The 24,604-nt window shown below is 67.5% G+C and carries 26 protein-coding genes; 14 read left to right on the forward strand and 12 right to left on the reverse strand.

Annotated elements, in window-relative coordinates; translation table 11 throughout:
• Positions 1–74: 74 nt before the first annotated feature.
• The 9 genes from leuB to ACYQ6W_RS11085 form a co-directional block, all read right to left on the reverse strand.
• On the reverse strand, positions 75–1,187 hold the full coding sequence (leuB, locus tag ACYQ6W_RS11045; protein ID WP_459675325.1) for a 3-isopropylmalate dehydrogenase: 1,113 nt from the start codon (positions 1,185–1,187) through the stop codon (positions 75–77).
• Between the two features lie 104 nt (positions 1,188–1,291).
• Entirely contained in the window at positions 1,292–1,912 is a 621-nt protein-coding gene (leuD, locus tag ACYQ6W_RS11050; protein WP_459675327.1) for a 3-isopropylmalate dehydratase small subunit, read from the reverse strand.
• A 2-nt stretch (positions 1,913–1,914) separates the two neighbouring features.
• Positions 1,915–3,327 carry a 3-isopropylmalate dehydratase large subunit gene (leuC, locus tag ACYQ6W_RS11055; RefSeq protein ID WP_459675328.1) on the reverse strand — a complete coding sequence of 471 codons (1,413 nt, stop codon included), beginning with the start codon at positions 3,325–3,327 and terminating at the stop codon, positions 1,915–1,917.
• Positions 3,328–3,476: 149 nt separating this feature from the next.
• Positions 3,477–3,881, reverse strand: coding sequence for a 50S ribosomal protein L19 (gene rplS, locus ACYQ6W_RS11060; protein ID WP_459675330.1), 405 nt, complete (start codon positions 3,879–3,881; stop codon positions 3,477–3,479).
• A gap of 26 nt (positions 3,882–3,907) precedes the next feature.
• Positions 3,908–4,669 (reverse strand): tRNA (guanosine(37)-N1)-methyltransferase TrmD, encoded by a 762-nt coding sequence (gene trmD / locus ACYQ6W_RS11065; RefSeq protein WP_459675332.1) that lies wholly within the window; start codon positions 4,667–4,669, stop codon positions 3,908–3,910.
• Positions 4,666–5,238 (reverse strand): ribosome maturation factor RimM, encoded by a 573-nt coding sequence (gene rimM, locus ACYQ6W_RS11070; RefSeq protein WP_459675334.1) that lies wholly within the window; start codon positions 5,236–5,238, stop codon positions 4,666–4,668. The genes trmD and rimM overlap by 4 nt, the downstream gene beginning before the upstream one ends.
• A gap of 27 nt (positions 5,239–5,265) precedes the next feature.
• On the reverse strand, positions 5,266–5,613 hold the full coding sequence (gene rpsP, locus ACYQ6W_RS11075; protein WP_459675335.1) for a 30S ribosomal protein S16: 348 nt from the start codon (positions 5,611–5,613) through the stop codon (positions 5,266–5,268).
• Positions 5,614–5,684: 71 nt separating this feature from the next.
• Positions 5,685–7,088 (reverse strand): signal recognition particle protein, encoded by a 1,404-nt coding sequence (ffh, locus tag ACYQ6W_RS11080; RefSeq protein WP_459675336.1) that lies wholly within the window; start codon positions 7,086–7,088, stop codon positions 5,685–5,687.
• 316 nt (positions 7,089–7,404) lie between these two features.
• Positions 7,405–8,352, reverse strand: coding sequence for an aldo/keto reductase (locus ACYQ6W_RS11085; RefSeq protein WP_459675338.1), 948 nt, complete (start codon positions 8,350–8,352; stop codon positions 7,405–7,407).
• A gap of 226 nt (positions 8,353–8,578) precedes the next feature.
• Here ACYQ6W_RS11085 and ACYQ6W_RS11090 point away from each other — a divergent pair, with 226 nt between their 5' ends.
• The 9 genes from ACYQ6W_RS11090 (at position 8,579) to ACYQ6W_RS11130 (ending at position 17,502) form a co-directional block, all read left to right on the forward strand.
• The gene (locus ACYQ6W_RS11090; protein ID WP_459675339.1) at positions 8,579–9,472 is read left to right on the forward strand and encodes a proline iminopeptidase-family hydrolase; all 894 of its coding nucleotides are present in this window, start codon (positions 8,579–8,581) and stop codon (positions 9,470–9,472) included.
• A 40-nt stretch (positions 9,473–9,512) separates the two neighbouring features.
• Entirely contained in the window at positions 9,513–11,177 is a 1,665-nt protein-coding gene (locus ACYQ6W_RS11095; RefSeq protein WP_459675341.1) for an ABC transporter substrate-binding protein, read from the forward strand.
• Between the two features lie 151 nt (positions 11,178–11,328).
• Positions 11,329–12,369 carry an ABC transporter permease gene (locus tag ACYQ6W_RS11100; RefSeq protein ID WP_459675342.1) on the forward strand — a complete coding sequence of 347 codons (1,041 nt, stop codon included), beginning with the start codon at positions 11,329–11,331 and terminating at the stop codon, positions 12,367–12,369.
• A 6-nt stretch (positions 12,370–12,375) separates the two neighbouring features.
• Complete coding sequence (locus ACYQ6W_RS11105; protein ID WP_459675344.1) at positions 12,376–13,350, forward strand: ABC transporter permease; 975 nt, start codon at positions 12,376–12,378, stop codon at positions 13,348–13,350.
• The gene (locus tag ACYQ6W_RS11110; RefSeq protein ID WP_459675346.1) at positions 13,340–14,383 is read left to right on the forward strand and encodes an ABC transporter ATP-binding protein; all 1,044 of its coding nucleotides are present in this window, start codon (positions 13,340–13,342) and stop codon (positions 14,381–14,383) included. The genes ACYQ6W_RS11105 and ACYQ6W_RS11110 overlap by 11 nt, the downstream gene beginning before the upstream one ends.
• Positions 14,380–15,378, forward strand: a complete 999-nt coding sequence (locus ACYQ6W_RS11115) for an ABC transporter ATP-binding protein (RefSeq protein WP_459675348.1) — start codon at positions 14,380–14,382, stop codon at positions 15,376–15,378. Before ACYQ6W_RS11110 ends, ACYQ6W_RS11115 begins: the two co-directional genes overlap by 4 nt.
• A 10-nt stretch (positions 15,379–15,388) precedes the next feature.
• Positions 15,389–16,318: a heme-dependent oxidative N-demethylase family protein gene (locus tag ACYQ6W_RS11120; protein WP_459675349.1), complete on the forward strand. Its 930-nt coding sequence runs from the start codon at positions 15,389–15,391 to the stop codon at positions 16,316–16,318.
• Positions 16,254–17,126 carry a nitrilase-related carbon-nitrogen hydrolase gene (locus ACYQ6W_RS11125; protein ID WP_459675350.1) on the forward strand — a complete coding sequence of 291 codons (873 nt, stop codon included), beginning with the start codon at positions 16,254–16,256 and terminating at the stop codon, positions 17,124–17,126. The genes ACYQ6W_RS11120 and ACYQ6W_RS11125 overlap by 65 nt, the downstream gene beginning before the upstream one ends.
• Positions 17,127–17,202: 76 nt before the next feature.
• Positions 17,203–17,502 (forward strand): putative quinol monooxygenase, encoded by a 300-nt coding sequence (locus ACYQ6W_RS11130; protein WP_459675352.1) that lies wholly within the window; start codon positions 17,203–17,205, stop codon positions 17,500–17,502.
• 13 nt (positions 17,503–17,515) lie between these two features.
• Here ACYQ6W_RS11130 and ACYQ6W_RS11135 read toward each other — a convergent pair whose 3' ends face one another.
• From ACYQ6W_RS11135 to ACYQ6W_RS11145, 3 genes are read right to left on the reverse strand one after another with little or no spacing between them, the layout of a single operon-like run.
• The gene (locus ACYQ6W_RS11135) at positions 17,516–18,019 is read right to left on the reverse strand and encodes a CinA family protein (RefSeq protein WP_459675353.1); all 504 of its coding nucleotides are present in this window, start codon (positions 18,017–18,019) and stop codon (positions 17,516–17,518) included.
• A 16-nt stretch (positions 18,020–18,035) separates the two neighbouring features.
• Positions 18,036–18,491 (reverse strand): phosphatidylglycerophosphatase A family protein, encoded by a 456-nt coding sequence (locus ACYQ6W_RS11140; RefSeq protein WP_459675354.1) that lies wholly within the window; start codon positions 18,489–18,491, stop codon positions 18,036–18,038.
• 1 nt (position 18,492) lies between these two features.
• A complete protein-coding gene (locus ACYQ6W_RS11145) occupies positions 18,493–20,460 on the reverse strand; it encodes a lytic transglycosylase domain-containing protein (protein ID WP_459675355.1) in 1,968 nt (655 codons plus the stop codon).
• Between the two features lie 198 nt (positions 20,461–20,658).
• Between ACYQ6W_RS11145 and dapA the strand changes: the two genes are divergently transcribed.
• The 5 genes from dapA to ACYQ6W_RS11170 are packed head-to-tail and all read left to right on the forward strand — an operon-like array spanning position 20,659 to position 24,538.
• Entirely contained in the window at positions 20,659–21,537 is an 879-nt protein-coding gene (gene dapA, locus ACYQ6W_RS11150; protein ID WP_459675356.1) for a 4-hydroxy-tetrahydrodipicolinate synthase, read from the forward strand.
• Positions 21,538–21,541: 4 nt separating this feature from the next.
• Positions 21,542–22,036 (forward strand): SsrA-binding protein SmpB, encoded by a 495-nt coding sequence (gene smpB / locus ACYQ6W_RS11155; protein WP_459675357.1) that lies wholly within the window; start codon positions 21,542–21,544, stop codon positions 22,034–22,036.
• Complete coding sequence (locus ACYQ6W_RS11160; RefSeq protein ID WP_459675358.1) at positions 22,033–22,689, forward strand: phosphatase PAP2 family protein; 657 nt, start codon at positions 22,033–22,035, stop codon at positions 22,687–22,689. Before smpB ends, ACYQ6W_RS11160 begins: the two co-directional genes overlap by 4 nt.
• Positions 22,686–23,867: a bifunctional diaminohydroxyphosphoribosylaminopyrimidine deaminase/5-amino-6-(5-phosphoribosylamino)uracil reductase RibD gene (gene ribD / locus ACYQ6W_RS11165; RefSeq protein WP_459675359.1), complete on the forward strand. Its 1,182-nt coding sequence runs from the start codon at positions 22,686–22,688 to the stop codon at positions 23,865–23,867. Before ACYQ6W_RS11160 ends, ribD begins: the two co-directional genes overlap by 4 nt.
• The gene (locus tag ACYQ6W_RS11170; RefSeq protein ID WP_459675360.1) at positions 23,864–24,538 is read left to right on the forward strand and encodes a GTP cyclohydrolase II; all 675 of its coding nucleotides are present in this window, start codon (positions 23,864–23,866) and stop codon (positions 24,536–24,538) included. The genes ribD and ACYQ6W_RS11170 overlap by 4 nt, the downstream gene beginning before the upstream one ends.
• Positions 24,539–24,604 lie beyond the last annotated feature (66 nt).

Here is a 24,604-nt window from a genome sequence, read left to right on the forward strand (position 1 = left end):
GTGGCGGGGGTTTACCCAAAGCAGGGGGGCGCCGCAAGCCCCACTGTCACGATGAGCTCCCCGCCTGACGCAGATCAGGCCGCCAGCCGCTCTAGCTCGCGCATGACGGCGGCGCCCATCTCTGCCGTGGTCACCCGGGTCTTGCCCTCCTGCATGATGTCGGGTGTCCGCAGTCCCTGTTCGAGGACGGCGGTGACCGCGTTTTCCACCAGCGCGGCTTCCTCCTTCATGTCGAAGGAGTAGCGGAGCAGCATCGCGAGGCTGAGCGTCTGCGCCAGCGGATTGGCAATGCCCTTTCCGGCGATGTCGGGAGCCGAGCCGTGGATCGGTTCGTAGAGAGCAAGCCGGCGGCCCGAGGCATCGGGCGCGCCGAGGGTCGCGGAGGGCAGCATGCCGAGGGAGCCCGTGCACATCGAGGCGAGATCGGACAGCAGGTCGCCGAAGAGATTGCCCGTCACGATGACGTCGAACTGCCGCGGGTTGCGCACCAGCTGCATGGCGCAATTATCGGCATACATGTGGCTGAGGGCGACGTCCGGATATTCCGCGGCGCCCAGCGCCGTCACCGTCTGGCGCCACAGCAGGCCGCTTTCCATGACATTCGCCTTCTCGACCGAGCACACGCGGCCCTGGCGCTGGCGCGCCAGATCGAACGCGACCCGGGCCACGCGCTCGATCTCGCCCGTGGTGTAGACTTCGGTATTGATGCCGCGCTTCTGGCCATCGGGCAGCGTCTCGACACCGCGCGGCTCGCCGAAATAGATGCCGCCCGTGCTCTCCCGCACGATCATGAGGTCGAGCCCGCGCACCACCTCGGGCTTCAGCGTCGAGGCCTCGATCAGCGGCTCGAAGACTGGTGCAGGGCGAAGATTGGCGAAAAGGCCGAGCTCGCGACGCAGCGTGAGGATCGCGATCTCGGGCCGCATGTCGAAGCCGAGCTTGTCCCATTTCGGCCCGCCGACGGCACCGAAGAGCACCGCATCGGCCGCCTTCGCCCGCGCCACGACGTCCGGCGTGATCGGCGTGCCTTCCGCATCGATCGAAGCGCCGCCCACCAGCCCCTCGGTCACGTCGAAGCTCGCAATGCGCTTGCGGTCGAGCCATTCGAGCATGGCGGAGACTTCCCGCATCACTTCGGGGCCGATCCCGTCTCCGGGCAGCATGAGCAGTTTCTTGTTGGCGGGCATTGTGCGCCTCTCCGACTGGCTGTGAGGGGGCTGATGCGGGCACGCGGCCCGGCTCAAAAGGAAAACCCCTGGCGGGGCAGGCGGCCGGGGGTTTCGGCAGGCGATCAGGCGGTGATTTCAGGCATCCAGGGCTTGGCCGCGCTGCGCGCCGCCTCGTACTGCGCGATGGTGCCGACGCGGGCGAGGGTCTGGCCGATCTCGTCCAGCCCTTCCAGCAGCATGTGGCGGCGGAAGGGGTCGACCGTGAAGGGGATTTCCTCGCCCGAGGGGCGCACCACCACCTGGCGGGCCAGGTCGACCGTGATGCGGGCATTGCCCCCCATCTTCGCGTCTTCCATCAGCTGGTCGCAGACGGCACGCGGCAGCACCACGGGTAGGATGCCGTTCTTGAAGCAGTTGCCGTGAAAGATGTCGGCAAAGCTCGGCGCGATGACGGCACGGATACCGAAATCGAGCAGCGCCCAGGGAGCATGCTCGCGCGAGGACCCACAGCCGAAATTCTCATGCGCGATGAGGATCTCGGCCTTCCGGAAGGGTTCCTGGTTCAACACGAAGTCCGGTCGCTCGGCGCCCGTGTCGTCATAGCGGTGACCGGAGAGCAGATGCTTGCCGAGCCCGGAGCGCTTGATGGTCTTGAGGAAGCGCGCCGGGATGATCTGGTCGGTATCGACATTGGCCATCGGCAGCGGGGCGGCGATGGCGCTGAGGACGGTGAAAGCCTGCATGATCAGACGAGCTCCCGGATGTCGGTCAGGTGCCCGGTCACGGCGGCCGCCGCCGCCATGGCGGGGGAGAGCAGGTGGGTGCGACCACCCTTGCCCTGACGCCCCTCGAAATTGCGATTCGAGGTGCTGGCGCAGCGCTGGCCGGGCTGCAGCTTGTCCGGATTCATCGCCAAGCACATGGAGCAACCGGGCTCGCGCCATTCGAAGCCGGCCTCGGTGAAGATCTGCGCCAGGCCTTCCTCTTCGGCCTGTTTCTTGACCAGACCGGAGCCCGGCACCACCAGGGCGCGGACATTGGGGGCCACCTTGCGGCCACGGGCGATGGCGGCGGCCGCCCGCATGTCTTCGATCCGGGCGTTGGTGCAGCTGCCGATGAAGACGACGTCGACCGGGATCTCGGACAGCTTCTGCCCGGCCTGGAGGCCCATGTAGTCGAGCGCGCGCTGCATCTGGGCGCGTTCCGCCTCGTCCCTCGCCTGTGCCGGATCGGGCACGATGCCGGTGATGGGCAGCACGGCTTCGGGGTTGGTGCCCCAGGTGACCATGGGGGCGATCTCGGACCCATCCAGGCGGACGACGGTGTCGTACTGCGCGCCCGGATCGGAGGGCAGAGTCTTCCAATAGGCGACGGCGCGGTCGAAATCCTCGCCCTTCGGCGCAAAGGGACGGCCCTTGATATAGGCGAAGGTCGTCTCGTCCGGAGCGATCAGCCCGGCGCGGGCGCCCGCTTCGATGGACATGTTGCAGACGGTCAGGCGCCCCGCCATGTCCAGGTTGCGGATGACGTCGCCGGCATATTCGATGACGTGGCCATTGCCGCCGGCGGTGCCGATCTTGCCGATGATGGCGAGGACGACGTCCTTCGCGGTGCAGCCGGCCGGTAGGGTGCCGTTCACCTCCACCAGCATGTTCTTGGCGGGGCGCAGCTGCAGCGTCTGCGTTGCCAGGACATGCTCGACTTCCGAGGTGCCGATGCCGAAGGCGAGGGCCCCCATGGCGCCGTGGGTCGAGGTGTGGCTGTCGCCGCAGACGATCGTCATGCCGGGCAGGCTGATCCCCTGCTCAGGCCCGACGATGTGGACGATGCCCTGACGTTCATCCAGCACGTCGAAGAAGGGTACGCCGAACTCGCGCACGTTCTCCTGCAGGGTCTCCACCTGCAGGCGGCTCTCCGGCTCCTTGATGCCTTCGCGGCGGTCGCTCGTCGGCACGTTGTGGTCGACGGTTGCGATCGTCGCATGCGGCGCGTGGACACGGCGCCTCGCCACACGCAGGCCTTCGAAGGCCTGGGGGCTGGTCACTTCATGGACGAGATGGCGGTCGATGTAGAGGAGGGCGGTGCCATCCGTGAGCTGTTCGACGACGTGATCTTCCCAGATCTTGTCGAATAGCGTGCGGGGACGGGTGGCGGACATTCTGGCTCTCCTTCATGCCGGTTCTTGGACAGAACCGAACACGCCGATAGGCGCGCCCGGTAATTTATGGGTCAGCGCGCCCCTGTCTGCCAGAACCCTGTTAGTCAAAGCCGGCCTGCTCTGAGAACAGACCGGCCTCAGCTTTCGGCTCAGCTGGCCTCGGCGGCCGTCTCGGTCTTGCCTTCGGTCGGCAGGTCGCGCGGGCGCTCGGCGATGCGCGCCGACTTGCCGCGACGATCGCGCAGGTAATAGAGCTTCGCGCGGCGGACCTTGCCGCGGCGGACCACGGCGATTTCCGCGATGGTGGGGGAGTAGAGCGGGAAGACGCGCTCCACGCCCTCACCGTAGCTGATCTTGCGCACGGTGAAGTTGCTGTTCAGGCCCTTGTTCGAACGCGCGATGCAGACGCCTTCGAAAGCCTGGGTACGGGTGCGCTCACCTTCGACGACGCGAACGGAGACGCGGAGCGTGTCACCGGCTTCGAATTCGGGAACGGCGCGGTCGGCGACGAGGCGAGCGACCTGCTCGGCCTCGATGGTCTGAATGATGTTCATCGAAAATTCCTCTCGTGAAGCGGCTTTTAGGGTCCGGCCGGGACGGTTGCAACAGATCCGGTCATGTCCTGGGGCGATGGGCGCCCCGCCATGGCCCGGGAAAGATGGGCCGCCCAAAGGTCCGGGCGGCGCAGGCGGGTGGCTTCCTCCGCCTGGGCGCGGCGCCAGGCGCGGATCGCGCCGTGATCGCCCGATAGCAGGACGGGGGGAACGGGGCGGCCATCCCAGTCGGCCGGCCGCGTGTAGTGCGGGTATTCCAGGAGCCCGTCGGCGAAGCTTTCTTCCTCGGCGCTCGTCTCCCCGCCCATGACGCCGGGCAGCAGGCGAAGACAGGCGTCGAGCAGGATGAGCGCTGCGGGCTCGCCGCCGGAGAGCACGTAGTCGCCGACGCTGATTTCCTCGGCGCCCGAGGCGTCGATGATCCGCTGGTCCAGCCCCTCATACCGCCCGCAGAGCAGCATGAGGCCGGGACCCGCGGCGAAACGCTCGGCATCCTTCTGGGTGAAGAGCCGGCCGCGCGGCGTGAGATAGACGAGCGGGCGGGCATCATCGGCTGGGCGGTGGGCGGCGATTGCCGCCGCCATTACGTCCGGCCGCATCACCATGCCGGCACCACCGCCGAAAGGCGTGTCGTCGATATTGCGATGGCGGCCGAGGCCGAAGCCTCGCAGATCCTGGGCTTCGAGTGACCAGAGTCCATCCTGCAGGGCGCGGCCGGCCAGTGACAGGCCGAGCGGCCCCGGGAACATCTCGGGGAAGAGGGTGAGGACGGTCGCGCGCCAGCTCATGCGTGGCGCTCCGCCCGTTCGGCAGCGATCGCCTGTGCTTCCGCGCCTTGCGGCTCGCCGTCCACCGTTTCGGGTGGCACGGCGACGATGCGTCCGCCCGCGATGTCCACCACCGGCACGGCCTGCTCCGTGAAGGGCAGAAGCAGCGGCGGTCCCTTGGCCTGGGTGATCTCGAGACTGGTCCCTGCGCCATAGTCATGCACCAGGGCGACGGTGCCGATCACGGCACCCGTCTCATCCTCCACCCGCAGGCCAATGAGGTCGGCGAGGTAATACTCGTCCTCATCGGCCTGCGGCAGAGCGCTGCGCGGCACGTAGAGGCGCGTATTGGTCAGCGCGGCCGCCGCTTCCCGGTCCCGCACCGGCACATCCCGGCCCTCCACACGCTCGGCGATACGGGCAATACCCTCCCGCTCCCAGCGTAGAACGAAGGCGCGGCCGCGATCGTCCGTCAGCACGCCATAATCGGCGAGGGCGTCCGGATCAGCGGTGTAGCTGTGGACGTGGACGAGCCCCCGCACACCGTGCGGCCGGCCGATCACGCCCATCAGGATGCGCGGTTCAGACAAGGATCAAGCCCCGTCAGATGCTTTGCCTCAGGCCTCGGCGGCCGCGGCGGCAGCGGCCTTGGCGCGCTCCTGCGCCTTCTTCTTCGGCGCGGACTGCTGCGGCTGCTCGCGCCAAGCCGGCATCGGGGCGAGACCCGCCTTGCCGAGGAAGCGAGCGACGCGGTCGGTCGCGACGGCGCCATTCTTAATCCAATGGGTGATGCGCTCGTCCTTCAGACGCACGCGGTCTTCGTGCTCGGCCGGAAGCATCGGGTTGTAGCTGCCCACCTTCTCGATGAAGCGGCCGTCGCGCGGGCTGCGGCTGTCGGCGATCACGATGTGGTAGAAGGGGCGCTTGTGGGCGCCCGCGCGGGCCAGCCGGATCTTGAGGGACATGGTCGGTTAGTCTCCGTTGGTGGTTGAGGCTGCCGGGCAGCGCGCGCCGCCCGGCAAAGGGGTTGAAGGGGTCAGAAGGGCCTGCGTCCGCCGGGCTTGCCGAGGCCACCCATGCCGCCGCCCATGCCGCCCATCAGGGCGCCGAGGCCGCCGCGCATCAGGCCTTTCTGGCCGAGCTTGTTCATGCGCTTCATCATCGTCGTCATCTGGTCGAACTGCTTGAGCAGTTGGTTGACCTCTTGCACGCTGGCGCCGGCGCCGGCGGCGATGCGCTTCTTGCGGCTCGCCTTGATGATGTCCGGATCGCGCCGCTCCTTGACCGTCATGGAGCTGATGATCGCCGCCTGACGCTTGAGGATGGTGGTGTCGAGATTGGCGCCGGCGAGCTGTTCCTTGATTTTGCCCATGCCCGGCAGCATGCCCATGATGCCGGAGAGCGAGCCCATCTTGCCGATCTGCTTGAGCTGGTTCGCATAATCCTCGAGGTCGAACTTGCCCTTCGCCATTTTGGCGGCGAGCTTTTCGGCCTCTTCCTTGTCGATGGTCTCGGCGGCCTTTTCGACCAGGCTGACGATGTCGCCCATGCCGAGGATGCGGCCGGCGACACGCTCCGGATGGAAGGGTTCCAGCGCATCGAGCTTTTCGCCCGAGCCGGTGAGCTTGATCGGCGCGCCGGTGATGGCACGCATGGAAAGTGCCGCGCCGCCGCGCGCGTCGCCATCCATGCGGGTCATGACGATGCCGGTGACGCCAACCGCCTCGTTGAAGGCGCGGGCGGTGTTCACCGCATCCTGGCCGGTCATGGCATCGACGACGAGCAGCGTTTCGGCCGGATTCGTGGCGGCGCGGATCGCCCGCACCTCGTCCATCAGCTCCTCGTCGATCGACAGGCGGCCGGCGGTATCGAGGATGACGACGTCGAAGCCCTCGCGCCGCCCGGTATCCATGGCGCGCGCCGCGATCTCTACCGGCGTCTGCCCCTGGATGATGGGGAGCGAGGTGACCTCTGCCCGTTCGGCGAGCTGGGCGAGCTGCAGCTGGGCGGCGGGACGCTGGGTGTCGAGGCTCGCGAGCAGGATGCGCCGGCGCTCCTTGGTGCGGAGCATGAGGGCGATCTTGCCGGCCGTCGTCGTCTTACCGGAGCCCTGAAGGCCGACCATGAGAACGGGAACGGGCGCGGAAACGTTGAGGTTGAGCGGGACCGCGCCTTCGCCGCCGAGCTGCTCGATCAGGACGTCGTTGACGATCTTGACGACCTGCTGCCCGGGGGTGACGGAGCGCAGCACTTCCTGCCCGACCGCACGCTCCCGCACCTTGGTGATGAAGTCCTTCACCACCGGCAGGGCGACGTCGGCCTCCAGCAGCGCCAGGCGCACTTCGCGCATGGCCTCCAGCACGTCCGTCTCGCTCAGCGCGCCCCGGCCGCGCAGGCGGTCGAAGACGGAGGAGAGTCGATTGGAGAGGCTTTCGAACATCCGACTTCCCAAAAGAATACGCGCCGCTGCGCGAACCCTCGCGGAGCGACGTATTAGTCCGCGGGACTTCTGCGCTCGGCTACTCTAGGAGTCAAGGATGGGGTGCTGGGGACAGCTATTCGCCCCGGCGGGGCTCGAGGCGGTGAGACGAAGCCCGTCTGCGGTTCAGGATGCTCGTGATAACCTTATCCTGGTCATCTTGGCGATCGCTGCATTCGGAGCCTGGACGAGGACCCCGCCTGTTGCATCAGGCGGGGTCTTAAAGGAGGCAATGGGCGGATGCCCGGTGTGTCGGTATTCCAGAAAATCTGGCGCCTCAGGCACTCGCATGGTCGAGGGTCGCGATCTGCGCCGGGTTCAGCGACAGGTCGCAGGCGGCGACGAGATCGCCCATCTGCTCGGGCCGGGAGGCGCTGGCGATGGGCGCGGTGATGGAAGGGCGCGCCATCAGCCAGGCGAGCGCTACCTGCGCGGGCGTTGCACCCGTCTCGCCCGCCACCGCATCGAGGGCTGCGAGCACGCGCGCCCCCCGCCCTTCGAGATACTGCGCCACGCCGTCGCCCCGCGCGGCGCTTTTGCCGAGATCGGCTTCGCTGCGGTACTTGCCGGTGAGGAAGCCCGCGGCCAGGGAGAAGTACGGGATCACGCCGAGCTTCTCCTTCAGGCAGAGATCTTCGAGCGCGCCTTCGAAGAGCGGTCGCTCGACAAGATTATAATGCGGCTGGAGGGACACGTAGCGAGGCAGACCGTTGGCGTCCGAGACCTTGAGAGCTTCGGCCAGCCGTGGCGCTGTATAGTTGGAGGCGCCGATGGCGCGGACCTTTCCGGCGCGGATGAGATCGGCGAAGGCGCCGAGCGTCTCTTCCAGTGGCGTTTCCGCATCGTCCTGATGGGCTTGATAGAGATCGATGACGTCGGTCTGCAGCCGCTTCAGCGAACGGTCCACCGACGTCTTGATCCAAGCGGCGGAGAGGCCTTTGCCATCCGGCATTTCCATGCCGACCTTGGTCATGATTTGCAGCTTGTCGCGCCCGCCGCGGGAAGCGATCCAGCGGCCGATGACCGTTTCCGATTCGCCACCCTGATGGCCGGGCGCCCAGACCGAATACATGTCGGCGGTATCGATGGCGGTCAGACCCGCCTCGGCCAGCTGATCCAGCAGGCGGAAGGACGTCGCCTCATCGGCCGACCAGCCGAAGACGTTTCCGCCGAAGACCAGCGGCGGGAGGGTGATGCCGGATTGCCCAAGCTGCCTGTTTTTCATCACTTCGTCCTTCTCTGATCGGCGGCGATCGACCCTCGCACATCGGAGCTGAGCTGCCCATGGGCCAGGCTCGTCCTGATGGGAGGCGGGCCTGCCAAAATCGACCAGCTTGTGGAACGGCTCTTGCTTCCGCCCCCGCAGCGCGTGCATAGACCCTGTCCGGACGTCCGCAGCCGGGCGCCCGATAGACGCCGGGAAGGCGCCGCCCCGCTTGGATAGAGGTCCCATGAGTTCCACTGAAGGTTTTATGGAAGGCCCGCACGGCCGCACCTGGTATCGCGTGACCGGTGATCTGAAGGCGGCCAAGACCCCGCTGGTCATTCTCCATGGCGGGCCTGGTTGCACCCATGACTATGTTGACAGCTTCAAGGATCTGTCCGCGACCGGCCGTGCCGTCATCCATTACGATCAGCTCGGCAACGGCCGCTCGACGCATCTGCCGGAAAAGGCGGGTGACGGCAGCTTCTGGACGGTCGAGCTGTTCAACGATGAATTGAACCGTCTCGTTGCGCATCTGGGGATCCAGGACCGGTACGATGTCCTCGGCCAGTCCTGGGGCGGCATGCTGGGCGCCGAACATGCCGTCCGCCAGCCGAAGGGGCTGCGCCGGCTCGTCATCGCCAATTCCCCGGCCTCTCTCAAGACCTGGGTCGAAGAGGCCAACCGTCTGCGGCGCGACATGCCGCAGGACATTCAGGACGCGCTGACCCGTCACGAGGAAGCCGGCACCATCGACAGCGAGGAATATCAGAAGGCTTCCGCCGCCTTCTACGCGCTGCACGTCTGCCGGATCCAGCCGATGCCGCCGGAAGTGCAGCGCACCTTCGATGCGATCGCGGCCGATCCCACCGTCTATCACACCATGAACGGGCCGACGGAGTTCCACGTCATCGGCTCGATGAAGGATTGGACGATCGAGAGCCGGCTGCACCTGATCACCGTGCCCACCCTGCTCATCTCCGGCCGGTATGATGAGGCAACGCCGCTCTGCGTGCAGCCTTACGCCGACCACATCCCCGATGTTCGCTGGCGTATCTTCGAACACTCCAGCCACATGCCGCATGTCGAGGAAAAGGAGGCGTGCCTCGCTGCCGTCGCCGAATTCCTCGACGCGGCCTGACTTCCGCGTCCAACCCTCGACCGAGAATCCGGAGAGACCGATGACACTGCGACGATGGCTTCAGGGCTCCGCCCTTGCGCTGACGGCGGCGGCAGGCCTGGCCCTGGGCGGCACCGCCCAGGCGGCCGATCACATGGGCGGCACCTTGCGCCTGACCGGCGCCGCGGCGGCGGGCACGATCGATCCCCAGATCAACTACACCAGCCAGTTCTGGTCCGTTCTCTTCATCACGAATGACGGCCTCGTCGCCTTCAAGCACGTGAACGGCGCCGCTTCGAACGACGTCGTGGCCGACCTCGCGACCGAGGTTCCGAAGCCCGAGGACGGCGGCAAGACCTATGTCTTCCACATCCGCAAGGGCGTGAAGTTCTCCAACGGCCAGGATGTGACGCCGGCCGACGTGGTTGCCACCTTCCAGCGCATCTTCAAGGTGAGCAACCCGAATGCGGGTTCCTGGTACAACGTCATCGTGGGTGCCGATGCCTGCTTGAAGACGCCGGCGACCTGCACGCTTGCGGGCGGTGTCGTGGCCGATGACGCGGCCGGGACCGTCACCTTCCATCTGACGCAGCCGGATTCCGAATTCTTCTACAAGCTGGCGACGCCCTTCGCGGACATCGTGCCGGCCAATACGCCCGCGAAGGACCTCGGCACCACCGCGGCGGCCGCCACCGGCCCCTACATGATCACCAGCTACGATCCGCAGAAGAACATGGTTCTGAAGCGGAACCCGTATTTCAAGGAATGGAGCAAGCTGGCGCAGCCGGCCGGCTACGTGGACGAGATCGACTACACCTTCGGTCCGAAGCCGGAAGACGAGGTGACGGCAGTCGAGAACGGCCAGCAGGACTGGATGTTCGACAGCCCGCCGTCCGACCGTCTGCCGGAAATGGCGTCGAAGTTCCCGAACCAGATCCACATCAACCCGCTCTTCGCGATCTACTACGCGCCGATGAACGTCAACATCGCGCCGTTCAACAACAAGGATGCGCGTCTCGCGGTGAACTACGCGGTCAACCGCCGCTCCACCGTGAACATCTATGGTGGCCCGCGCCTTGCGGTGCCGAACTGCCAGATCCTGCCGCCGGGCTTCCCTGGCTACAAGGCCTATTGCCCGTACACCAAGAACCCGGGCACCAAGTGGACCGCGCCTGACATGGCGAAGGCCAAGGAACTGATGCAGAAGTCCGGCCAGATCGGCCAGAAGGTGACGGTGATCGCCGACGACCAGAACGTCGATCCGGCGCTCGGCACCTACCTCGTCAGCGTGCTGAACGAACTCGGCTTCAAGGCGACGCTCAAGGTGATTTCGGCGAACATCCAGTTCACCTACATCCAGAACACCAAGAACAACGTGCAGATCAGCATCAGCCAGTGGTATCAGGATTATCCGGCCGCCTCTGACTTCATCAACGTGCTGCTCTCCTGCGGCGCCTTCCATCCGGGCTCCGACGCCTCGATCAACATCTCGGGCTTCTGCGACAAGGGGATCGACGCCGAGATCAACAAGAACCTGATCACCGCGGTGACGGACCAGAAGGCCGCGAATGCCGAATGGGCCAAGCTCGATGAGGAGCTGACCGACCAGGCACCGTGGGCGACGCTGTTCACGCCGAAGCAGCTGGACTTCGTGTCCAAGCGTCTCGGCAACTTCACCTACAGCGAACAGTTCCACATGATCTACAGCCAGGTCTGGGTGCAGTAAGCTCCCGACCTGCTGACGAGAATGGCATCCCTTTCCGGATGCAAGACGAAGGGCAGGGCGGCCTCGGCCGCCCTGCCGGCTTCGGCCAGCCGCAAGAGGCCCCTTTCCATGCAGTTTCCGATCGTTCCCGCTCTGCGGGAGGCCAGTGCCCATGTCTGATACGACCACCGATGTAGTCGCTGCCGCGCCCGGTCCGGCGCCACATAGGGCCGAAGGGCCATGGGCAACCGGCTTCCGCCGCCTGCGCCAGGACCGCACGGCAATGGGCGCCATTCTGGTGCTCGTCCTCATCGTGCTCGCCTGCTGCGCGGCGCCGCTCTATGCCCAGTACGTATCGCAGAGCAATCCATTCCAATCCAATCTCGACGGGACGATCACCCTCGGCGGCCAGGACGTGGAAATCATGCAGGCGGACACCGCGGGCCTCGGCCTCGGCGTCACGCCCATCGGCCCCACCTGGCGCGGCCAATACTTCCTCGGCGCCGACAATCAGGGTCGTGACGTCGCTGCCCGCATGCTCTACGGCGGTCAGAATTCGCTGATCATCTCCTTCTTCGCGACCATCGTCACGCTGGTGCTCGCAGCCCTCGTCGGCACGGTCGCGGGCTTTATCGGCGGCTGGACGGATACGATCCTGGCCCGCCTGCTCGACGTGCTCTGGGCCTTTCCCATCTACCTGCTCGCGATCTCGCTCTCCATCGTGCTGATCAGCAAGGGTCTGCAGATCGGGCCCTTCAACATCCCCTCGAACAGTCTGCTGCTGCCCGTCCTGATCATCGGCATCGTCTACGTGCCCTATGTCGCGCGTCCCATCCGCGGCCAGGTGATGTCGCTGACGCGCAGTGATTTCGTGCTCGCCGCCCGCTGCCTCGGCGTGCCGGCGCCGCGCATCCTGTTCCGCGACATCCTGCCGAACGTGACGACGACGCTGATCGTCTTCGCTCCGCTCATGATGGCGCTGAACATGCTGACGGAATCGGCGCTCTCCTTCCTTTCGATCGGCGTGCAGCCCCCGGCTGCGAGCTGGGGCACGATCATCCAGGACGGCGAGGATCTGCTCTATACCCAGCCGATGGTGGCGATCGCGCCCGGTCTCGCCATCATCATCACCGTGCTGGCGCTGAACTTCCTGGGCGACGGCATCCGTGACGCCTTCGATCCGCGCGCCAAGCTGCGCGTGAAGAAGGGATAAGAGACCATGCTGCTCCCCATCATCCGCCGTCTGGGCGAGATGCTGTTCGTCATGTTCGGTATCAGCGTCGTCGTCTTCCTCATCTTCTTCGCGACACCGGGTGCTGACCCCGCCGCGCGCATCGCCGGCCGCAACGCGACGCCGGAAGTGCTGGCCCAGGTCCGCCACTCCTTCGGCTTCGACCAGCCGCTGCCGGTGCAATACGTGAAGGTGATGGAGAAGCTCTTCGTCACGCGCGATCTCACCTCCTTCGTCAATCGCGGCGAGCGGGTGATTCCCGCCGTGGTCGAAGCGGCCCCCGTGACGCTCTCCCTCGTCTTCGGTGCCGCCATCATCTGGGTCGTCTTCGGCATCTGGGTCGGCGTGACCGCGGCCGCGACACGCGGCAGCATCGTCGACCGGGCGCTGATGTTCGCGGGGCTCGTCGGCATCTCCATGCCGGTCTTCTGGGTGGGGTCGGTCGCCAACCTCTTCACCCAATCCCGCTGGCACAACACCTGGCTGTTTCACTGGGTGCCCGGGCTCGGCTACACGCCACTGACCCAGGACCCGTGGCTTTGGTTCAAGGGGCTCGTGATCCCCTGGGTCACGCTCGCCATCCTCTATATCGGCCTCTATGGCCGCGTGCTGCGGGCCAATCTGGTGGAAGCCTATCAGGAGGATTTCATCCGCACGGCGCGGGCCAAGGGCCTGTCAGAATCGCGCATCATGTTCCGCCATGCGCTGCGCACCTCGCTCATCACCTTCGTCTCGATGTTCGGGCTGGATTTCGGCGCCCTCGTCGGCGGCGGCGCGCTGCTGACCGAGGTGGTCTTCAACCTGCCCGGCGTCGGCCGCCTCACCTATATGGCGCTGCAGAGCCTCGACCTGCCCTTCATCATGGCGACCGTCATGTATTCCTCCTTCTTCGTCGTCGTGGCCAACGCGGTGGTCGACATCGCCTATGCCTGGCTGGACCCGAGAGTGCGCGATGCCCGTTGATCAGACACCCGTGACGACGGAGGCCCTGCTCGACGTGCGGGACCTCTGCGTTTCCTTCCGTTCCGAGCGCGGCCCGGTCCGCATTCTGGAGAACGTCTCCTTCACCGTCGGCCAGCGCGAGATCGTGGCGATCGTGGGTGAGTCGGGCTCGGGCAAGAGCATGACCTCGCTCGCCGTCATGCGGCTCATCACCGATCCGAACGCCGTCGTCACCGGCTCCATCCGCTACAAGGGGCGTGAACTGCTCGCGCTGTCGCCGCGCGAAATGCGTGACCTGCGCGGGCGGGAGATCGCCATGATCTTCCAGGACCCGATGACGGCGATGACGCCGGTCTACACCATCGGCTGGCAGATCGAAGAGCAGTTGCGCGCGCATCAGAAGCTGTCGCGCCGCGCGGCGCGGGCGCGCGCCGTGGAGCTGCTGGGCGAGATGGGCATTCCCTCTCCCGCCAAGGCGGCCGATCGCTATCCGCATCAGCTTTCCGGCGGTCTCCGCCAGCGCGCGATGATCGCGATGGCGCTCTCCTGCAATCCCTCGCTGCTCATCGCCGACGAGCCGACGACGGCGCTCGACGTCACCGTCCAGGCGCAGATCCTGGAACTCGTCCAACGGCTGCGCGCGGATTTCGGCTCCTCCGTCATCTTCATCACCCACGATATGGGCGTGGTCGCGACCGTCTCCGACCGCGTGATGGTCATGTATTCCGGCATCATCGCCGAACGCGGGCCGAAGCCTGCCGTTCTCGGCGCTCCGCAGCACCCCTATACGCTGGGTCTGCTCGATTCCATTCCGCCCATGCATGGGGAACGGCCGCGCCGTCTGCCCTCCATTCCGGGAAGCCCGCCGGCGCCCTTGGGTCGGCCGCAGGGCTGCCCCTTTCAGCCGCGCTGCGACTTCAGGATGGACATCTGCACGACGCGCCCGCCCCTCTTCCACAACGGGGTTCAGGAAGCCTCCTGCTGGCTCGCCGAGAAGGGCGCCCCGGATTGGGCTCATGAGCGGGCTGTCCGCGCCGCGGGAGACGCCGCATGAGCGCCCAGACCATGAGCCGCGCCAAGCCCATGTTGGAGGCCGCCGGCGTCTCCAAGACCTTCAAGCTCGGCAGTCGTTTCCGTAGCGGCGGCATCCAGCATCTGCAGGCGCTGAAGGATGTTTCCGTCAGCGTCGAAGCGGGTGAGATCCTCGGTCTCGTCGGCGAGTCTGGTTGCGGCAAATCCACGCTCGGCCGCTGCCTGCTGCGGCTCTACGACATCGACGGCGGGCGCATCACCTTCAAGGACCGGGACATCTCCCGCCTGAGCCAGCGCGAGTTGCGGCCCATGCGGTCCGACATGCAGATGGTCTTCCAGGACCCCTATTCCTCCCTCAACCCGCGCCGGCGGGTGGGGGATCTCATCGCCGAACCGCTGCGTGTCCATGGCAAGATGAGCGAGCGCGACATCCAGGCGCGGCTTCGCGAATTGATGGATCTGGTCAATCTGTCGGCCGATTTCCTCAGCCGCTTCCCGCACGAGTTCTCGGGCGGCCAGCGGCAGCGCATCGGCATTGCCCGGGCCATCGCGCTCTCGCCCAGCCTGATCGTGGCGGACGAGCCCGTCTCCGCGCTCGACGTGTCGGTGCAGGCGCAGATCGTCAACCTCTTCATGGACCTGCAGGAGAAGCTCGGCCTCACCTACGTCTTCATTGCGCATGACCTCTCGGTCGTGCGGCAGATCGCGACGCGGACGGCGGTGATGTATCTCGGCGGGATCGTGGAACTGGGCGAAACCGATCGCGTGCTGCACAGCCCGGCGCATCCCTACACGGCAGCTCTGATTTCGGCAGTGCCGGAGCCGAGCCCGGACGGCACGCGCCGCGCCCGCACCGTTCTCAAGGGCGAGCCGCCGAGCCCGATCAATCCGCCGTCCGGCTGCCGCTTCCATACGCGTTGCCCGATCGCGCAGGACCGTTGCCGGACCGAGGTGCCGCGTCTGATGCCCTTGGGAGACGGCCGCGCTGCGGCCTGTCATTTCCCGCTGCAGGGCTGACGGGTCTCGAATGCTGGATCGTCCGCCCCCGCCCGTGCTGCACCTGCCTTATGAGGACGGACCCTATCGCATGGCGATGGGCCTGACGGCGATCCAGGCACCGCAATGGCTGGAATGGGATGCGCGGGTGCCGGCCCAGCGGGCGGAGCGCGCCCGTCTCCTTGCCGAACGGCCGGGGGATGTGCTGGCGGACACGCCGGGCGCGGCGGCCGCCTGCGCCGAACTGCGCACCGTTCTCGCCGATTGGCTGACGGAGCATCGGCCGGGGACAGTTACGCCTTGGCCGGCGCAGGAGCATCCGCTCGCCACCATCGCCCCCTGGGTTGCGGAAGACTTCTGTCTCATGCGGCCTGGGCCGGAGGGGGCGGTGCTCATTGCCGCCATCCTCTGCTTTCCCAGCCGGTGGCGGCTCTCCGAGAAGATCGGCCGGCCAATGCAGGCGATTCACACGACGGTGCCAGGCTATGGCGAGACGCTGGGCCGACCGGTGGACCGCTTTCTCGGCGCGCTGCGGGAAGGGCGGCTCGCCGCCCGGTTCAACTGGTCGATCCATGAGGACGCAACGCTCTTCCAGCCGACCGGCCATGGCCTCGTCGAGCACGATCCGTCGATCACCGCGGAAAATGCGGGTGACACGCTGTGGCTGCGCGTCGAACGCCAGACATTCCGCCTGCTGCCTGAGAGCGGCGTCGTCGTCTTCGGCATCGGCACGCATGTCACGCCGCTCGCCGCGGTCGCGGCGGCGCCCGGGGAGGCCGCCCGTCTCGCCGGCGCCATCCGTGCCTTGCCGCCGGAGATGGAGCGCTACAAAAGCCTCCGTCCCTATCGCACCGCTCTGCTAGACTATCTCGACCGGGCAACGACGGAGAGAGCGGGTGAAGCAGGTCACAGTGGCCGCCGTGCAGATGGCCTCCAGCTGGGATCTCACGGCCAATCTTGATCGCGCCGAGGGCCTCATCCGCCGGGCGGCAGGGCAGGGCGCACAGATCGTCCTCCTCGGTGAACTCTTCGCGACCCCGCATTTCCCCCAGGATGAACTGGCCGGCCATTTCGACCTCGCCCAGCGCTTCCAGGACAATCCAATGCTGCGGCGCTTCGCGGATCTCGCCCGTGCGCTCGGCGTCGTCCTGCCCATCAGCTTCTTCGAACGCTCGGGGCCTACCTTCTACAATTCGGTGACGGTGATCGATGCAGACGGCGCCTTGCTCGGCATCTACCGCGAAAGCCACATCCCGGACGGGCCAGGCTATGCCGGCAAGTTCTATTTTTCCCCAGGCGATACGGGCTTCCAGGCTTGGGATACGGCGGTTGGGCGCATCGGTGTCGGCATCGGCTGGGACCAGTGGTTCACCGAGAGTGCGCGCGCCATGGCACTGAAAGGCGCGCAGATCCTGCTCTATCCGACCGCGCTCAGCGCGGCGGCCTCTGACGGTGTCGCAGACCGTCTCGCGCATTGGCGCCGTGTGCTGCAGGGGCAGGCGGCGGCGAACATGATGCCGGTGGTGGTCGCCAATCGCATCGGCATCGAGCAGGGACGCGGGGGCGGCAGCCGCGCCTTCTGCGGCGGCTCCTTCATTGCCAGCCCCTATGGAGAGGTTCTGGCCGAGACGGATACGGAGAGCGAGGTCGTGGTGCTGGCGCAACTCGACCTCGAAGCCTGGCACATCCAGCGATCGGGCTGGGGTCTGTTCCGCGACCGCCGGCCGGATCTCTACCGCAGCCTGCTCACCCTCGACGGGCGGGAATAGCGGCGTCCGGCCTGGGCTGCTTGCCTCCGCGCGGGAATTGGTTTCGTCTGCGCGGACCAGACGAGGAGCCCCGACCATGATCCACATCATCGCCGTCTTGACCGCGAAGATCGGCCATCGCGCCTCGCTTCTCGCCGCCTTCCAGGAGATCGTGCCGGCGGTGCGGGAGGAACCCGGCTGCCTCGAATATCAGCCGGTCGTGGACATGGCCACCTCGCCCGTGAAATTCGGTGCGGACACGCTGGTGGTCATCGAGAAATGGCGGGATCAGGCGGCGCTCGACGCCCACAATGCGGGGCCGGCGCTGCGTGGCTTCATGGACCGGGCCAAGCACCTCATCGCCCAGGCCGACATCTATCTGATGCAGGACGCCTAGAGCGGCTGTCGGCTCAGACGAAGCGCCGGCCGGTATCCAACGCGCGTCCGATCAGCGTGAGCGCATGGCGCACGGTCGCGAGACGCACCGCCGTCCGGTCACCCGGAAAGATCTGCGCCTCGGCCTGAAGGCCGGCGGGCGTCGCCAGACCGAACCAGACGAGGCCGACGGGCTTCTCGGCCGTACCGCCGCCGGGGCCGGCGATGCCCGTGACCGCGATGGCGATCTCGACGCCCGCCGTCTGCTGCGCGCCGGCCGCCATGGCACGCGCCACCTCTTCGCTGACCGCGCCATGGGCCGCGATCAGCGCGGGCGGGACGCCCAGCATCCGGCTCTTGGCCGCGTTGGAATAGGTCACGGCGCCGCCATCGACCACGTCGGACGAGCCGCCGATGGCGGTGAGCAGCCCGGCGATCAGCCCGCCGGTGCAGCTTTCCGCCGTGGTGATGTGAAAGCCGCGCGCCCGTGCGGCGTTCAGGAGCGATTCGGCTTCGGCCAGCAGATCCTGGGGGAACATGGGATGTCTCTCGCTCCTATCCGAAGAGGCCGGGATGCCACAGGAGCAACAGGCGCAGCAGGACGGCGCCGATCACGCCCGCGATCACGTCATCCGCCATGATCCCGCCGGGGCTGTTCATCCGGTCGGCCCAGCCGATGGGCCCAGGCTTTGTGATGTCGAGCAGGCGAAACAGCCCGAAGGCGACGAGCGCGCCGATCCAGGTGAGGTGCAGCAGGCCAAGCAGGGTCAGCCACATGCCTGCCACCTCGTCGATCACCACCCAGCCCGGATCGTCCTTCGCCTCGGCTGCGCGGATGGCCCAGAGACCAAGGCCCCAGGCGAGGAGGGCCACGATGAGCAGCAGCCCGTGGCCGCCCCAAGCGAAGAGCCCGGCGCCGAGCGCGAGGGCCACGACCGATCCCGCCGTCCCCGGCGCCCAGGGAAAGAACCCGACGCCGCCGGCGCTCGCGATCAGGCGGCCGAGAGTCATCTCAATGCAGCCAGGGTTGCAGAGGATAAGGCTGGGTCACGCCTTCTTCCGCACGATAGATGGCAATGCCTTCCACCACGCGCTGGACGTAGTTCCGGGTCTCGTTGAAGGGGATCAGCTCCAGCCAGTCCAGCACGTCGGGGCCTCCGGGCGTGCGGAAGTCTCCATTCTGCGCCAGCCATTGGTCGACGCGCCGTGGGCCCGCATTATAGGCGGCGATGGCGAGCGGCAGACAGCCGTCGAAATGCGCGAGCACGCCGGCGAAATAGCCGGTGCCCAGCGTCATGTTCACCTCGGGCTGGCTCGTCAGCGCCCAAGGGGAGCTGAGCGCCACGCCCTGCTTCTTGGCCTGCAGCCGGGCCGTCGCCGGCATCAGCTGCATAAGTCCGAGCGCGCCCGCCGGGCTCACCGCCTGCTCGTCGAAGCTGCTTTCCTGGCGCATCAGGCCGAGGGCAACTGCAGGCTCCACCCCGGCATCAGTCGGCGGCTGCACCGGCATCGGCCAGCCTGCGCGCAGCAGCATGGTGCCGTGCAGCCCTGCGACCCGAGCCAGGCCCACCGCTGCCTGTGGCACGCCGAAGCTCAGGCCCAGCTGGGCGGCCATGGCATAGTCGGCCGGGTCGGGCGCGATCTGCCCGATGTCGAGCAGGAAGCCCGAGGCGCGGCGCGGCTGGTTCCAGGCAACCAGCATCGCGGCGGCGCGCGCCACCTCCCGGCTCGCAAAGGCCAGTGCGTCGCTTGCCGTCCAGCCGGGCGTAGGTGTCGCCAGGATGCGGGCATTGAGCTGCGCGGGACTGTCGCCGAGGGCGAGGGCCGCGAGCTGGCCGTAGAAGCTGGTCGGAAAACCGGCGGCGATCTTGTATTCCGCCGTCGCCTGCATGGTGCGGCCGTCGGCGGCGAGCGTCCGTCCTAGCCAGTAATGCGCGCGGGACTGGGTGATGACCGCCGAGGACAGGGCGGCGAGGTCGCGGAAATGCGGCTCGGCGCGCTCCGGGTCGTGCATCAGGCGAAGTGCCACGAAGCCGGCGAGGAAGGCCCTGTCGGCCCGGTCCGTGTCGGCGACCGGCGTGACGCTGTTGACCAGCCGGTAGGCGTTCCGGGGATCGCCATCGGTGATCAGCGCGCGGGCAAGATAGGTCTCCTCCTGCCACAGCGCATGCTGCTGCACGGGCAGCCCAGCCTGCATCGCGGCCTGGCCATGGGCGAGCCAGAAGGCCAGCGCATCCTGGTCCGTCACCTGATGGCGCAGGAAGCGGGCGCCGGAGAGGAAGAGGCCCGGGTTCTCCTGGTCGGAGGCCGGCAGGGCCGCGAGCTGCGCCTGGGCGTTGGGCTGGTTGGTTTCGAGGGCGAGCCAGACGCCCGCGGCCTGCTGACGACCGGCGGGCAGGCGCGCGAGTTGCGCCGCGGCCGCCGGGGATTCGGCGCGGGCGAGGGATGTGAAGCGCGCCCATTCGTCGTCCGGCTGCAGCAGGCTGCCATATTGCGTGAGGAAGGCCGCGACCTCGGCGGGGTCGGTGATGCCCGTGCTGGTCCAGGTGCGGCGGACAGCCTCGGTCAGATCCTTCTGGTCGTTCGCGGCTTGGAAGGCGGCGGCGCAGCGGAGCAGGGCCTTGGTTCCCGTCGGCCACAACGCCTGGCATTGTGCGAGGGCCGCCGTCTGATTCGGCTCGTTGGCGAGCGCGTCTTCCCAGCGGGCTTCGAGCAGGGATTGCTGCGGCCAGTCCGGGTTCTGCTGCATGAAGGCGGCGATCTCGGCGGCCGAGGCCTGGCCGCGTGTCAGCATGCGGTAATAGGTGACGAGCTTGCCGGCCACCGGGTCCGCATAGCGGGCGGCGAGTGCGGCCGCCGTCGTCCAATCGTGATTCGCTGCCGCATCCAAGGGCGTTTGGGCTGCCGCGGTCTGGGCGTGGGCCGGTACCTGCAGTGCCAGAAGGCTTGCGCAGGTCAGAGCGAGAAGGCGTCGAATCACGGGCGGCCGGACCTCATCATGCCGCACCATCATTGCCGAAGCGGCGCCGCTTCGCAAAGCCGGGATTGGTGCCGAGCCGCATCTGCCGTGCGCGCATGTCGCAGCCGAGGTGGCTGCGGCTTGCGGGCGCGGGGCGTGCGCCCTACCTTCCCGGCCTCGCTTCACTGCCGGCCGCCGTGCTCAGCCAAGGATCGCACCATGTTCAAGGGCTCTCTCGTTGCCCTCATTACGCCTATGCATGCCGATGGCGCGGTCGACGAGAAAACGCTCGAACGCTTCGTCGATTGGCAGATCCGGGAAGGCACGCACGGCTTGGTGCCCGTGGGCACCACGGGCGAATCGCCGACGCTGAGCCATGAAGAGCATCGTCGTGTGGTCGAGATCACCATTGCGGTCGCCCGCGGCCGCGTGCCGGTGATCGCCGGCGCCGGCTCGAACAGCACGGCGGAAGCGGTGAGCCTGGCCCAGCATGCGAAGAAGGCCGGCGCGGATGCCGTGCTCGTCGTGACGCCCTATTACAACAAGCCGACTCAGCAGGGTCTCTTCCTGCATTTCCGCACCATCGCCGATCAGGCGGATCTACCGATCATCATCTACAACATTCCGGGCCGCAGCGTGATCGACATGAGCGTCGAGACCATGGCGCGCCTCGCCGAGCATCCCAATATCGTCGGTGTGAAGGACGCGACGGCCAATCTCACGCGGCCGCAGCATACGCGCCGGGCGATCGGCCCCGATTTCTGCCAGCTCTCGGGTGAGGATCACACGGCGCTCGCCCATCTCGCCTCGGGTGGCGTCGGCTGCATTTCGGTCTCGGCCAACGTCGCCCCGCGGCTCCTTGCCGAGATGCACACCGCCTGGCAGGAGGGCAACGTCGCCCGCGCCATGCAGATCCAGGAGCGGCTGGTGCCGCTGCACGACGCGATGTTCGTCGAGACCAATCCCGGCCCGGTGAAATATGCGGCACATCTGCTCGGCTTCGGCGCTGCCGATTGCCGCCTGCCGCTGGCCCCCATTGCCGACACGACCCGCGCCCAGGTGCAAGCCGCGATGGTCGAGGTCGGTCTCCTGAACTGACGCGATGTCCGACAGCAAGACGAAATCGAAGTCCGGCCTCATCTCCCACGGCATCGCCTCGCAGAATCGCAAGGCGCGCTTTGACTACGCTATCAAGGAAACGGTGGAGGCCGGCATCGTGCTCAAGGGCGCGGAGGTGAAGTCGCTGCGCCATGGCCGTGCGACCCTCACCGAGGCCTGGGCCGGCGAGCGCGACGGCGAGATGTGGCTGTTCAACGCCTATATCCCGGAATACCAGGCGGGCGTCCTTTCCCGCTTCGAGCCACGCGCGCCGCGCAAGCTGCTGCTGAAGCACAAGCAGATCAACCAGCTCGCGGGCGCCATCGCGCGCAACGGCATCACCCTCGTGCCGCTCGACATCCATTTCAACGAGCGTGGCCGCGCCAAGGTCCTGCTGGGCGTGGGCGAGGGTAAGCAGAAGGCGGACAAGCGGCAGGCCGTGGCGCAGCGCGATTGGCAGCGCGACAAGGCGCGGCTGCTGCGCAACCGCGGCGGGTGATCCGCGCCCCCGTCCCGGGCTGGACTCCGCGTATCCTGGCCTGGGCGGCGCTGTCCTGCGGCGGCCTGCTGCTGGTCTCGGTGCTGTTCCTCGACCGGCCTATCGCCTTCGCCATGCACCGGGCCTTCCACCATAGTTCCTGGTTTCTCGGTCTCGCAGCCATCGGCCAGGTGCCGCTGTCGGGGGCCTTGCCGGCGCTGGTGGCGGCCTGTGTCGCTGGCAGCTTCGGCTGGCGCCCCCGCCGCCGGGGCTGGACCGCGATCATGGCGGCGGTGGCGACCGTGCTGACCATCGGCATCAAGAGCGAACTCAAGGAGATCTTCGGCCGCACCTGGCCCGAGACTTGGAGCCACGGCAACCCGTCACTGATCCGCGACGGGGTCTTTGGCTTCTTTCCCTTCCATGGCGGGGAGGGCTGGTCCTCCTTCCCCTCCGGCCACACGGCGGCAATCGCCGCCGTCGCCGGCGTGCTGTGGTGGCGGGAGTCCGGCCTGCGTCCGCTCTGGGCCGGTCTCGTCCTCCTCACCGCGGCGGGGCTGCTCTGTGGCAATATCCACTTCCTGGCCGACATCATCGCCGGTGCCTATCTCGGTTTCGCCATCGGCACGGCAACGCTCGTTCTGCCCTTTCCGACCAAGGACCGCCCTGCATGACGATCGCCTGGAGCGCGCTTGACCGGCGGATGATGTTGGCAGCCTTGGCCGAGGCGCGCGGCGCGCTCGGGACCACGGCGCCCAATCCCGCCGTCGGCTGCATCATAGCGGACGGCGAGACGATCCTCGGCCGCGGACGCACCCAGCCGGGCGGGCGGCCGCATGCCGAGGTGATGGCGCTGCGCGAAGCGGGGGAGGCAGCGCGCGGAGCGACGGCCTATGTTACCCTCGAGCCCTGTTCGCATCACGGCCGCACGCCGCCTTGTGCCGAGGCGCTGATCGCTGCCGGCCTCGCCCGTGTCGTGGTCGCCTTCGCGCATGACCCGGACCCGCGCGTGCAGGGACGGGGCATCGCCATGCTGCGGGCAGCCGGCATCACGGTCGACACCGGGCTGATGGAAAGGGACGCCGAAGAGATCCTGCGCGGCTTCTTGAAGGCACAACGCAAGAGTCTGCCCTGGGTGACCGTGAAGCTCGGCGTCAGCCTCGACGGCTGCATCGCCATGAAGAGCGGAGAGAGTCGCTGGATCACGGGCCCAGGCGCGCGCGGCGTGGTCCAGCGCATGCGGGCCGAGCATGATGCGGTGATGGTCGGCATTGGCACGGTGCTCGCCGACGATCCCGGCCTGCGCTGCGCGCTTCCGGGCCTCGAAGACCGTCCGCGCTGGCGCATCGTCGTCGACAGCCAGCTGCGCACGCCCCTCGGCAGCCAGATCGTGCGCCATGCCGGCAGCCACCCGCTCATCCTGTTGACCGCGCCCGAGGCCGATCCCGAACGGGTGGCTGATCTTCAGGCCCTCGGCGTGACCCTGCTGCGGGTGCCGCGCGGTGCAGATGGCGCGCTCGACCTGCGGGCGGCGCTCCATGCCTTGCACACCGCAGGCGTCACCTCCATCCTCAACGAAGGCGGCGCCCGGCTGGCCGGCGGCCTGCTGCGTGTCGGCCTGGTCGATCGATTGGCCTGGCATCGCGCGCCCATTCTGCTGGGCGACAGCGGCCTGCCGGCCTTTCAAGGCCTCGGCCTCGAAAGGCTGGCAGACGCAATACGCCTGCGTCTTTTAGCGCGGCAGGAGTATGAAGATGACGTGCTGGAAACGTATGATATCAAAATCCCCGTTTCTGGCCGTGAAATAGCAGCTGAAAGTCCGTCCGCCGTGTCGCCTGGATCGCCTGCATGACCCATCTCAAGCCCATCTCCCGACCGGTCGAGACGGCGGCGGAGTGCCGGCCACGCACGCCCGTGACCATCCCGCTCGGCCCCGGCGGCGAACCGGCGGAGTTCGTCGGCTTCGACGGGCTAGATGGGCTGGAGCACGTCGCCATCCGCTTCGCCGGCCACAAGCCGGACCCGGAGAAGCCGGTGCTGGTGCGGCTGCATTCCGAATGCCTGACCGGGGACATCTTCTCCTCCAACCGCTGCGACTGCGGCGAGCAGCTGCATGAGGCGATCGGCCTGCTCTCCGAAGAGGGTGGGATTCTTCTGTATCTCCGCCAGGAAGGGCGGGGCATCGGCCTCTATGCCAAGCTTGACGCCTATCGGCTGCAGGATCAGGGGATCGACACCTACGAGGCCAACCGCTGGCTCAACCTGCCGGAGGATGCGCGCAACTACACGATTGGTGCCCGCATGCTGCAGGCGCTCGGCGTGACCCGCATCCGGCTGTTGACCAACAACCCCGACAAGGTGGCGCAGCTTGAAGCGGCGGGGATCGACATTGCCGAGGTGCGGCGCACCGGTGTCTACGTCTCGGACGCCAACCGCGCCTATCTGCAGGCCAAGGCCCGTCACCGGCATACGATCGATCCGCTCGTCCTCCTCGCGGGCGCGGCCGATCCGCCCGGCCGCTGAGCCGGGCGCAAACAGCCAAGGCGCAGGTCGCAAGCGTCCGCCTCCGGCCGGGGCCGATGGCGCATC

The organism is Acidisoma sp. 7E03 (genome assembly GCF_054665075.1).

Coding starts and splice junctions, on each gene's coding strand:
- leuD (WP_459675327.1), bottom strand. CDS start 1,912: ATGCAGGCTTTCACCGTCCTCAGCGCCATCGCCGCCCCGCTGCCGATG.
- ACYQ6W_RS11085 (WP_459675338.1), bottom strand. CDS start 8,352: ATGAAAAACAGGCAGCTTGGGCAATCCGGCATCACCCTCCCGCCGCTG.
- ACYQ6W_RS11120 (WP_459675349.1), top strand. CDS start 15,389: ATGCTGGATCGTCCGCCCCCGCCCGTGCTGCACCTGCCTTATGAGGAC.
- dapA (WP_459675356.1), top strand. CDS start 20,659: ATGTTCAAGGGCTCTCTCGTTGCCCTCATTACGCCTATGCATGCCGAT.
- ACYQ6W_RS11140 (WP_459675354.1), bottom strand. CDS start 18,491: ATGACTCTCGGCCGCCTGATCGCGAGCGCCGGCGGCGTCGGGTTCTTT.
- ribD (WP_459675359.1), top strand. CDS start 22,686: ATGACGATCGCCTGGAGCGCGCTTGACCGGCGGATGATGTTGGCAGCC.
- ACYQ6W_RS11170 (WP_459675360.1), top strand. CDS start 23,864: ATGACCCATCTCAAGCCCATCTCCCGACCGGTCGAGACGGCGGCGGAG.
- ACYQ6W_RS11130 (WP_459675352.1), top strand. CDS start 17,203: ATGATCCACATCATCGCCGTCTTGACCGCGAAGATCGGCCATCGCGCC.
- ACYQ6W_RS11100 (WP_459675342.1), top strand. CDS start 11,329: ATGTCTGATACGACCACCGATGTAGTCGCTGCCGCGCCCGGTCCGGCG.
- trmD (WP_459675332.1), bottom strand. CDS start 4,669: ATGAGCTGGCGCGCGACCGTCCTCACCCTCTTCCCCGAGATGTTCCCG.
- rpsP (WP_459675335.1), bottom strand. CDS start 5,613: ATGTCCCTCAAGATCCGGCTGGCCCGCGCGGGCGCCCACAAGCGCCCC.
- smpB (WP_459675357.1), top strand. CDS start 21,542: ATGTCCGACAGCAAGACGAAATCGAAGTCCGGCCTCATCTCCCACGGC.
- ACYQ6W_RS11105 (WP_459675344.1), top strand. CDS start 12,376: ATGCTGCTCCCCATCATCCGCCGTCTGGGCGAGATGCTGTTCGTCATG.
- ACYQ6W_RS11135 (WP_459675353.1), bottom strand. CDS start 18,019: ATGTTCCCCCAGGATCTGCTGGCCGAAGCCGAATCGCTCCTGAACGCC.
- ACYQ6W_RS11090 (WP_459675339.1), top strand. CDS start 8,579: ATGAGTTCCACTGAAGGTTTTATGGAAGGCCCGCACGGCCGCACCTGG.
- leuC (WP_459675328.1), bottom strand. CDS start 3,327: ATGTCCGCCACCCGTCCCCGCACGCTATTCGACAAGATCTGGGAAGAT.
- ACYQ6W_RS11095 (WP_459675341.1), top strand. CDS start 9,513: ATGACACTGCGACGATGGCTTCAGGGCTCCGCCCTTGCGCTGACGGCG.
- leuB (WP_459675325.1), bottom strand. CDS start 1,187: ATGCCCGCCAACAAGAAACTGCTCATGCTGCCCGGAGACGGGATCGGC.
- ACYQ6W_RS11115 (WP_459675348.1), top strand. CDS start 14,380: ATGAGCGCCCAGACCATGAGCCGCGCCAAGCCCATGTTGGAGGCCGCC.
- ffh (WP_459675336.1), bottom strand. CDS start 7,088: ATGTTCGAAAGCCTCTCCAATCGACTCTCCTCCGTCTTCGACCGCCTG.
- ACYQ6W_RS11110 (WP_459675346.1), top strand. CDS start 13,340: ATGCCCGTTGATCAGACACCCGTGACGACGGAGGCCCTGCTCGACGTG.
- rplS (WP_459675330.1), bottom strand. CDS start 3,881: ATGAACATCATTCAGACCATCGAGGCCGAGCAGGTCGCTCGCCTCGTC.